Source organism: Rhodococcus sp. 7Tela_A2, assembly GCF_049311045.1.
In the GTDB taxonomy this organism is placed as follows: domain Bacteria; phylum Actinomycetota; class Actinomycetes; order Mycobacteriales; family Mycobacteriaceae; genus Rhodococcus.
Genome location: NZ_JAXION010000148.1, coordinates 1 through 9,180 on the forward strand (window position 1 = coordinate 1; position 9,180 = coordinate 9,180).

General features: G+C 67.6%; 11 protein-coding genes. 8 read left to right on the forward strand and 3 right to left on the reverse strand.

The genetic code is table 11. The annotated features are described in order from the left end of the window. On the reverse strand, window positions 1–294 hold a 294-nt coding region (locus tag TVH25_RS19375; protein ID WP_422425247.1), incomplete at its 3' end, for a hypothetical protein. A 49-nt stretch (window positions 295–343) separates the two neighbouring features. Continuing rightward, window positions 344–1,720, reverse strand: coding sequence for an MBL fold metallo-hydrolase (locus tag TVH25_RS19380; protein ID WP_169621308.1), 1,377 nt, complete (start codon window positions 1,718–1,720; stop codon window positions 344–346). A gap of 264 nt (window positions 1,721–1,984) precedes the next feature. Between TVH25_RS19380 and TVH25_RS19385 the strand changes: the two genes are divergently transcribed. From TVH25_RS19385 to TVH25_RS19410, 6 genes are all read left to right on the forward strand, one after another. Continuing rightward, window positions 1,985–2,584, forward strand: coding sequence for a rhodanese-like domain-containing protein (locus TVH25_RS19385; protein WP_296551435.1), 600 nt, complete (start codon window positions 1,985–1,987; stop codon window positions 2,582–2,584). Window positions 2,585–2,586: 2 nt separating this feature from the next. Continuing rightward, window positions 2,587–3,456 carry a sulfite exporter TauE/SafE family protein gene (locus tag TVH25_RS19390; RefSeq protein ID WP_169621306.1) on the forward strand — a complete coding sequence of 290 codons (870 nt, stop codon included), beginning with the start codon at window positions 2,587–2,589 and terminating at the stop codon, window positions 3,454–3,456. Window positions 3,457–3,573: 117 nt separating this feature from the next. After that, on the forward strand, window positions 3,574–3,843 hold the full coding sequence (locus tag TVH25_RS19395; protein ID WP_169621305.1) for a metal-sensitive transcriptional regulator: 270 nt from the start codon (window positions 3,574–3,576) through the stop codon (window positions 3,841–3,843). 75 nt (window positions 3,844–3,918) lie between these two features. Next, window positions 3,919–4,413 carry a glutathione peroxidase gene (locus tag TVH25_RS19400; RefSeq protein WP_169621304.1) on the forward strand — a complete coding sequence of 165 codons (495 nt, stop codon included), beginning with the start codon at window positions 3,919–3,921 and terminating at the stop codon, window positions 4,411–4,413. 5 nt (window positions 4,414–4,418) lie between these two features. Continuing rightward, window positions 4,419–5,114: a 5,6-dimethylbenzimidazole synthase gene (gene bluB, locus TVH25_RS19405; protein WP_422425245.1), complete on the forward strand. Its 696-nt coding sequence runs from the start codon at window positions 4,419–4,421 to the stop codon at window positions 5,112–5,114. 142 nt (window positions 5,115–5,256) lie between these two features. Continuing rightward, window positions 5,257–6,900, forward strand: a complete 1,644-nt coding sequence (locus TVH25_RS19410; RefSeq protein WP_169621301.1) for an FAD-binding dehydrogenase — start codon at window positions 5,257–5,259, stop codon at window positions 6,898–6,900. 27 nt (window positions 6,901–6,927) lie between these two features. Here TVH25_RS19410 and TVH25_RS19415 read toward each other — a convergent pair whose 3' ends face one another. Beyond that, window positions 6,928–7,572 carry an MBL fold metallo-hydrolase gene (locus tag TVH25_RS19415; RefSeq protein ID WP_169652045.1) on the reverse strand — a complete coding sequence of 215 codons (645 nt, stop codon included), beginning with the start codon at window positions 7,570–7,572 and terminating at the stop codon, window positions 6,928–6,930. A gap of 134 nt (window positions 7,573–7,706) precedes the next feature. Here TVH25_RS19415 and TVH25_RS19420 point away from each other — a divergent pair, with 134 nt between their 5' ends. Further along, window positions 7,707–8,186 (forward strand): carboxymuconolactone decarboxylase family protein, encoded by a 480-nt coding sequence (locus TVH25_RS19420; protein WP_296551440.1) that lies wholly within the window; start codon window positions 7,707–7,709, stop codon window positions 8,184–8,186. A 3-nt stretch (window positions 8,187–8,189) separates the two neighbouring features. Continuing rightward, window positions 8,190–9,104 (forward strand): LLM class flavin-dependent oxidoreductase, encoded by a 915-nt coding sequence (locus tag TVH25_RS19425; RefSeq protein ID WP_422425246.1) that lies wholly within the window; start codon window positions 8,190–8,192, stop codon window positions 9,102–9,104. Window positions 9,105–9,180 lie beyond the last annotated feature (76 nt).

Genomic DNA, 9,180 nt, shown 5'->3' on the forward strand with positions numbered 1-9,180 from the left:
GATGCGGGGGGTGGGGGCTTGGGCGCCGGCGGGGGGGCCCCAGCCGGGGGGCGCCTCGCCGGCGGATCCCCCGCCGCGACCCGCCGGGTCGTAACCGGCGGGTTCGTGCGACTGCTGCCCGGTCAGCGGCGGAACAGGGACCGCAGCGTCCGAGCCGGGCTCGGCGCCGGAGCGGTGTCCTGACCGCAGGTGCAGCGGTCGCCGGCGGGTACGGATCGCATGACGGCGTCGACATGCTGTCCGCAGCCGCCCCATCCGGTCTTCCGGCAGTTCGGGCAGGTGACGGGGTAACACATGGGGTTCTCCTTCTTCGTTGTTGTCGGTCCGGCTCCGGCCGGAACGATCAGGCCGCGACGTGGCTCTCGGCCCACGCGTTGTAGCCGCCGGTGAGATCCGAGACGTTGTCGAAGCCGTGAGCGCGGAGCAACGACGCCGCCACGCTCGAGCGCCATCCACCGGCGCAGTGCACCACGATGGGCTTACCCGTCGGTACCTGCCCGAGCCGAGTGCGCAACTGTGCCAACGGGATCGGCACCGCACCGGGGATCGTGCCGAGTTCGCGCTCACCGGGGTTGCGGATGTCGACGAGGGTGACGGTGCCGGCGGCGAGCAGGGTGTCGAGTTCCTCGACGGAGGTGCGGGGTGCGGTCCGAACCAGTTCGGTCAGCTCGACCGGGAACATGCCGTCGGCGACGGCGAGATAGCCGATCGCGTTGTCCGATCCGATCCGGGCGAGGCGTACCGCCGCCTCCTGTTCCTCGCCGGGGTAGGTGATGAGCACGATCCTCTCGCCGACCTCGGCGACCATGCCACCGGTCTCGGCGAAGCGTCCGTCGAAACCGACGTTGACCGATCCGCGCAGGTGCCCGGCGGCGAAATCGTCGACGCTGCGTGCGTCGAGAACACGGGTGCCCGCGGTGAGCTCGGTCCGGACCTGAGCCGGAGTCAGCATCGGGATGGTGTGGTCCTGGGCGAGCAGCGGGTGGATCCGCTTGTTCATGGCGGCATCGGCCGAGAAGTACGACGGTGCGGCCGGCTGGCCCTCGGTGATCAGCGCGACGAAATCGTCTTCACTCATCGGCTGCACCGAGGGGTTGCTCACTCGCTGCTCTCCGATCGTGGAGGTCAGCTCGGTGGAGAGATTTTTTCCACAGGACGAACCGGCACCGTGGGCGGGCATGACCGTGACCTCGTCGGGCAGTGTCAGCAGTTTCTCGTGCACGGTACGGAACATCGCCCGGGCCAGGTCGCTCGTGGACCCGTCGCCGAGGTTCACCAGGTCCGGCCGGCCGACGTCGCCGATGAACAGCGAGTCACCGGTGAGCACCGCGGACGGTGCGGCGTCGGGACGCTCACGCACGACCACCGAGATCGATTCCCAGGTGTGCCCCGGGGTGGAGAGGATCTCCAGGTGGACTTCGCCGAGGGAAAGTTGCTCCCCGTCCCGTAGGCGGCGAATGGGGTAGTCGGTCTCGGCCGCTTCGCCGAAACCGATCCATGCGCCGGTCGCGTCCACCAGTTCGAGGTGTCCGGAGACGAAGTCCGCGTGGAAGTGGGTGTTGATGACGCCTTCGATGGTGAGGTTGTGCTTCGCGGCGTCGTCGAGATAGTCGCCGATATCGCGGCGCGGATCGACCACGATCGCCCGGCCGGTGCTCTCGTCGCCGATCAGGTACGACGCGTGGGACAGGCACTCGATGTAGTACTGCTCGAGAATCATGGGTTCCTCCGTTGCTGATTCCGGGTCTGTGGACAGCGTGGCATATACCCCCTAGGGTATGTCAAGTACCCCCCGGGGTATCGTGCTGCACAGAGTTTCGTCTCCGGCTCCGCATGGGGAACCGCGGAGTGCCGGGGAAGCTCCCGCAGCAGATCATGGTTTTAGATACCCCTAGCGGTATGTGTACGATGAGTTCCCAGAATACCCCATGGGGTAATTACGTCGCCTAGTGCGCACACAACCCAGAATCGAAAGGCCCTCCTTATGACCACGTCCGGTCCCGCCACCCTCGACCCGAGCGCGCTCCACGACCTGATCGGCGCCGATGCGAACGTGCGTGTCGTCGACGTCCGCACCCCCGGCGAGTTCGAGTCCCTGCACATCGCGGGCGCCTACAACGTGCCCCTCGACCTGCTGCGCGAGCACCGCGACGAGTTCCTCGCCCACCTCGACGAGAGCATCGTCCTGGTGTGCCGGTCCGGGCAGCGTGCGACGCACGCCGAGGAGACCCTGCGCGAGGCGGGACTGCTCAACGTGCACATCCTCGAGGGCGGGATGACGAGTTGGGAAGGACAGGGTCTGCCGGTCGTTCGCGGTGCCGCACGCTGGGAACTCGAACGCCAGGTTCGTCTGCTCGCGGGCTCGCTGGTGCTGGGCTCGGTCCTGGGCAGTGTCGCCGTGCCCAAGCTCAAGTGGCTCGCCGCCGGCATCGGTGGCGGTCTGAGCTTTGCGGCACTGTCGAATACGTGCGCGATGGGCATGATGCTGTCGAAGCTGCCCTACAACCGCGGCGCCACCTGTGATCCGCAGACGATCGTGGCACAGTTGACCGCTTCCAGCGGCACTGCAGCCGAAGGGAACTGATCGTGATCGCGCTGACCGTGTCACTGGCGGTCCTTGTCGGCGTCACCCTCGGGTTGCTCGGCGGCGGAGGATCCATCCTGACCGTCCCTCTGCTCGCCTACGTCGCGGGCATGGACGCCAAGGAAGCGATCGCCACCTCCCTGCTCGTAGTCGGTGTCACGAGCGCGGTCGGCGCGATCTCCCACGCGCGGGCGGGCCGCGTGCAGTGGCGCACCGGCATCCTGTTCGGTGCGGCGGGCATGGTCGGTGCCTACGCCGGTGGCCTGTTCTCGCGCTTCATTCCCGGCGGCATCCTGCTGCTCGCGTTCGCGGCCATGATGATCGCCACCGCGGTCGCGATGCTGCGCGGCCGCAAGAACAAGGCAGCAACCGGAAGTGCTGTTCCCGCTATGCCGGTCGGGAAGATTCTGCTCGACGGCGTGGTCGTCGGGTTGGTCACCGGCCTGGTCGGTGCCGGTGGTGGTTTCCTCGTCGTGCCCGCGCTCGCGCTCCTCGGCGGACTGCCCATGCCCATCGCCGTGGGTACCTCACTCATCGTGATCGCCATGAAATCCTTCGCGGGGCTCGGTGGCTACCTCTCGTCCGTGCAGATCGACTGGCGCCTGGCGGCGATGGTGACCGGCGCCGCGGTGGTCGGCAGCCTGATCGGTGGCCGGCTCACCTCGAAGATCGATCCGGATACGCTGCGTAAGGGCTTCGGGTGGTTCGTTCTGCTGATGTCCTCCGTCATCATTGCGCAGGAACTGCATCCCGCTGTGGGAGGCGCGGTCGCGGTCCTCACGCTGGTTGCCGCCGGCACCGCCTATGCGTGCACACGCACCTCCCGCTGTCCGCTGCGGCGATGGCGTCAGCTTTCCGTCGCCGCCGGGTGACGCGAGAGGATGCGCCTCCGCATCACCCGGCGGTCCCGATCGGGCCGTCGAGCTGTGAGACGACGGGGGCGATACCCCAGGGGGTACGATGACAAGACATTCGCGAAAGGAATCGACATGGTCGGCGACGACGAAAGCATCACCCAGGTCCTCAATCGGTTGCGCCGTGCTCAGGGGCAGCTCGCCGGAGTGATCGCGATGATCGAGCAGGGCCGTGACTGCAAGGACGTCGTCACGCAGCTCGCCGCGGTCTCCAAAGCACTCGACCGTGCCGGCTTCAAGATTGTCGCCAGCGGCCTGCGGGAGTGCATGACCGATTCGGGTGACGGAAACAAGGAGCCGATGACCGAGGCGCAACTCGAGAAGCTGTTTCTCGCTCTCGCCTGAGTGCATCGACGACGCTGTCGTCCCGGGCGGGCCGCCGTCCCGAACGGTCCGGTGCGGGCACGCTAGCTTGTAGGCATGACCACCGACCTCCAGAACATCTCGATCAACACCCTCTCGGGTGAGCCCACCAGCCTCGCGGCGTTCGAGGGGCACGCGCTGCTCGTCGTCAACGTCGCGTCCAAGTGCGGACTGACCCCGCAGTACGGCGCACTCGAGCAGCTCGCGAACGACTACGCCGACCGCGGCCTCATCGTGATCGGCGTGCCGTGCAACCAGTTCATGGGACAGGAACCGGGAACGGCCGAGGAGATTCAGGAATTCTGCTCGGCCACCTACGGTGTGACCTTCCCGCTGCTGGAGAAGATCGAGGTCAACGGCGACAGCCGCCATCCGCTGTATGCCGAACTCACCAAGCACGCCGATGCGTCCGGTGAAGCCGGTGACATCCAGTGGAACTTCGAGAAGTTCCTGATCGCCCCGGACGGTACCGTCGTCGATCGTTTCCGTCCCCGCACCGAACCCGACGCCCCCGAGGTCATCGAGGCCATCGAAGCAGTCGTGCCGGCCTGACGATCATGTTCACCGCTCGAGCGCGCGAGGCGCTGTACGACATCATCCGCATGCGCCGCGACGTCCGCGCCGAGTTCAGCGGGGAGGCGATTCGCGAGGACGCGCTGCACCGGGTTCTCGCCGCTGCCCACCACGCACCGAGCGTGGGTAATACGCAGCCGTGGGATTTCGTGGTGGTCCGTGATCCGGAGCGCCTTGACGCTTTCGCCGAGCACGTCGCCGGATGCCGGAAGGCGTTCGCGGATTCACTGCCCGAGGACAAGCGGCGGACCTTCGACCCCATCAAGGTCGAGGGCATCGCCGAATCGCGTACCGGCATCGTCGTCACCTACGACCCGTCGCGCGGCGGGAAGCACATCCTCGGGCGGCATACCGTCGACGAATCCGGCTTGTTCTCAGCGGTTCTCGCCATCCAGAACCTCTGGCTCGCGGCTACGGCGGAGGGCCTGGGCGTCGGGTGGGTCTCGTTCTACGAAGAAGAATTCCTCCGCGACTTCGTCGGAGTCGAGGACCCCGTCCGAGCGATCGCCTGGCTGTGCCTCGGTCCCGTGACACGCCTGCAGGAGGTTCCGGACCTCGAGCGGTTCGGCTGGAGACAGGGCCGCCCCCTCGGTGAGGCCGTGCACTTCGAATCCTGGGGGAAGCACGACGAAGGGCTGAACGACGCGAGACTGCCGGAACGTCGCGACGCCGACGTGTGATCGCCCCGCAGTCGTCGTTCGAGCGACGACTCGCGTCGGTCTATCGCCGGCCGGCTTCCTCGAAGGGGCGCGTCACCGTCTGAGGAGTTGCGTGGGCGACTGTTTGTCCCGAGCCGTGCGTTCGCTCGGTACTGTTTGCGGCATGGACGCAGATGTGATCGTGGTGGGGGCGGGCCTTGCGGGACTCGTGGCGACGGGAGAACTCGTCGACGCAGGCCGGAAGGTGATCCTGGTGGACCAGGAGAATGCGAACAACCTCGGGGGACAGGCATTCTGGTCGTTCGGCGGACTGTTCTTCGTCGACAGTCCCGAGCAACGGCGTCTCGGTATCGAGGACTCGTACGAACTGGCCCTCCAGGACTGGATGGGCACGGCGGGCTTCGACCGCGAGGTCGACGACCGCTGGCCACGCCGGTGGGCGCAGGCGTACGTCGAATTCGCGACGGGGGAGAAGCACGCGTGGCTCAAGCAGCGCGGGCTGAAGATCTTCCCGATGGTCAACTGGGCCGAACGTGGCGGTTACGACGCTGCGGGACATGGCAATTCGGTTCCCCGTTTCCACATCACGTGGGGCACGGGACCGGCTCTCGTCGAGATCTTCGCTCGTAAGGTCCGGGAGGGCGTCGACCGGGGACTGGTCACGCTGAAGCACCGGCACCAGGTCGACGACCTGGTGATCACCGACGGAGCGGTGACAGGGGTGCGAGGCACCGTGCTCGAGCCGACCGACGCCGCTCGCGGTGTCGCTTCGTCGCGGGTGGGAGTCGGTGAATTCGAGTTCGCTGCCGGAGCCGTGATCGTCACTTCCGGCGGTATCGGCGGCAACTTCGAACTCGTGAAGAAGAACTGGCCCCAGCGTCTGGGCGAGCCGCCGAAGCGGATGCTCACCGGTGTTCCCGCGCACGTCGACGGGCGGATGCTCGAGATCACCGAGAACGCCGGTGGCAACATCGTCAACCGCGACCGGATGTGGCACTACACCGAGGGCATCACGAACTTCGACCCCGTGTGGCCGAACCACGGCATCCGGATTCTGCCCGGACCGTCGTCGCTCTGGCTCGACGCCACCGGCACTCGCCTGCCGGTTCCGCTGTTCCCCGGTTTCGACACCCTCGGCACTCTCGAGCACATCGCGCGCACCGGGCACGACCACACCTGGTTCCTCCTGGACCAGAAGATCATCGAGAAGGAGTTCAGTCTCTCCGGATCGGAGCAGAATCCCGACCTCACCGGCCGGGATGTCCGCTTGCTCCTGCAGCGCATCCGGTCGGGTGCGCCCGGACCTGTGGATGCGTTCATGCGGCGTGGCGTCGACTTCGTCGTCCGCGACAACCTCGCCGACCTCGTCGCCGGAATGAACGAGCTGACGCCTGATACGCCGCTCGACTACGAGCGGGTGCGTTCGGTCGTCGAGTCGCGGGACCGGGAGATGACGAACAAGTTCACGAAGGACCTGCAGGTCGTCGCGATGCGTGCGGCCCGCACCTACAAGCCGGATCGCATCGCCCGCATTGCGTCGCCGCACCGGATCCTCGACCCGAAGGCCGGCCCCCTGGTCGCGGTCAAACTGCATCTCCTCACCCGTAAGACGCTGGGAGGCCTCGAAACCGACCTGTCGTCGAGGGTGTTGCGTGCGGACGGCTCGGTGTTCGACGGGCTGTACGCGGCAGGCGAGGTCGCGGGCTTCGGAGGCGGTGGCGTACACGGCTACCGCTCGCTGGAAGGCACGTTCCTCGGCGGATGCATCTTCTCCGGCCGCGCCGCCGGGCGGGCGGCGGCGCGGTAAACCCCCCTCGGCGGCGCCGGGTGCGGATCAGACTTCGACGTCGTCCTCGTACGGCAGTACCCGGAACTCGGTGCCGTCGGGGGCCATGTCGGAGTACCGGCCGTAGAAGATGCCGTTCGCCTGATCGGTGATGATGCCCTGGTGGATCGGCACCGCCACCCGGGGATTCACGGCACGCAGGTAGTCCACGGCTTCCCAGATCTTGAGCCACGGCGCCGCTGCCGGGAGTGCGAGTACGTCCACCTTCTCGGACGGGATGTACAGCGAGTCTCCCGGGTGCATCAGGCGTGCCGGGTTCTCCGCGTCTCCGACGAGGAACGCGGTGTTGTCGATGACCGCAAGGTCGGGGTGGATCACCGCGTGGCGGCCGCCGGTGCCCCGGATCGTCACGTCGCCGACCGTGAACCGGTCGCCGGGCCGCACCGCCGACCAGTCGCCCTCGAGAAGTTCCGCGGACTGCGGATCCGAGAACAGGGCAGCGCCGGGGTTGGCGTCGAGAAGCGCCGGGAGGCGGGCGGGGTCGGCGTGGTCCGGGTGCTGATGGGTGACCAGAATCGCGTCGAGGCCGGTGATCCCCTCGAATCCGTGCGAGAAATTGCCCGGGTCGAAGAGGATCTTCTGCCCGAGGTGTTCCACGAGGATGCAGGAGTGGCCGAAGTGGGTCAGTCGCATGCCTCCGAGTATGCCGTTCGCAGTATCGGTCGCGAGCCGGATCTCCGGTGCGTGCGCGAGCCCGATGGTACGTTGCGTAGTCAACTAATCGGTGCACATGCACGACGGATCGCCGACCGGCCCGAGGAGCGGACATGACCGAAACCCGAGAGCCCCGCGTTCTGATCGACAAACAGACCCGGCCTGTCTACCGGGCACAGGTCGCCGTCGCCGGCGCGGTGCGCGAGGCCGTCGCGGAGGCGGGGCTCGAGCGGTCCCTCGTCGAACTCGTCAACATCCGGGTCTCGCAGATCAACGGTTGCGCCTACTGTCTCGACATTCACGTCCGCGAGGCGCTCAAGGCAGGCGTGTCGACGACGCAGCTCGCGGTGTTGTCGGTGTGGCGGGACACCGAGCTGTTCACCGATGTCGAGCGGGCGGCGCTCACCCTCGCCGAATCGGTGACAGTGCTGCCCTCGAGCTACGAGCAGGACCGCGACTACGCGGAGGCCCGAGCGCACCTCACCGACGACCAGCTCTCAGCCGTCGCATGGGTGGCCATCACCATGAACGCGTTCAACCGCATCTCCATCGTCAGCCGCCACGCCCCGCGCTCCGAGTCGGAAGGATCGTGACACGTGCCCGACTACCGGCAATCCCTCGAATTCGGCAGCTTCCTCACACCGTCCGCCGGTGACCCGGCCCGGGTGGTGGATCTCGCTCTCCTGTCCGAACGCGCCGGGCTCGATCTGGTGACGATCCAGGATCACCCCTACCAGTCGCGTTTTCTCGATACCTGGACCTTGCTCAGCTGGATCGCGGCCCGGACGACGACCGTCACCGTCGCGCCGAACGTGGCGAACCTTCCCCTGCGCGGACCGGTGATCCTCGCACGCAGCGCCGCGTCACTGGACCGGCTCAGCGGCGGCCGCGTCGAACTCGGACTCGGCTCGGGTGCGTTCTGGGATGCGGTGGCGGCCAACGGAGGTCCGCGCCGAAGCGCCGGGCAGGCGGTGACGGCGCTGGCCGATGCGATCGCGGTGATTCGGGCGCTGTGGTCCGACGAGAAGGGCGGGGCGAAGGTCGACGGCGAGTATTACTCGCTGTCCGGTGCGAAACGCGGCCCTGCTCCCGCACACGATCTCGGAATCTGGGTCGGCGCCTACGGCACCCGCATGCTCGGACTGACCGGGCGACTTGCCGACGGCTGGCTGCCGAGTTCGTTCGCCGCCGGGCCCGACATCCTGGGAGAGATGAGTGCGCGGGTCGACGACGCCGCTCGGGAGGCCGGGCGCGAACCCGCGCAGATCCGCCGCCTGTACAACGTCACCGGCACCTTCGCCGATGTTGCCGACGGTTCGTTTCTGCACGGTCCGGCGGAGGTGTGGGCCGAGCAGCTCGCCGAGCTGACTCTGCAGCACGGCACGAGCACGTTCGTTCTCGCGAGCGACGCCTCGACGGACCTCGAACGCTTCGCAGCCGAGGTCGTGCCGCGGGTGCGCGAACTCGTTGCTGCCGAACGCGGCGAATGGGAGTCGGCGATATCGCGATAGCGATGGTGTGCGGGCTGCGGAGCTCTCGCCCCCCCACCCGATAGCCCCGGGGCAGCGGGGGGCGGACCGGGGCCCG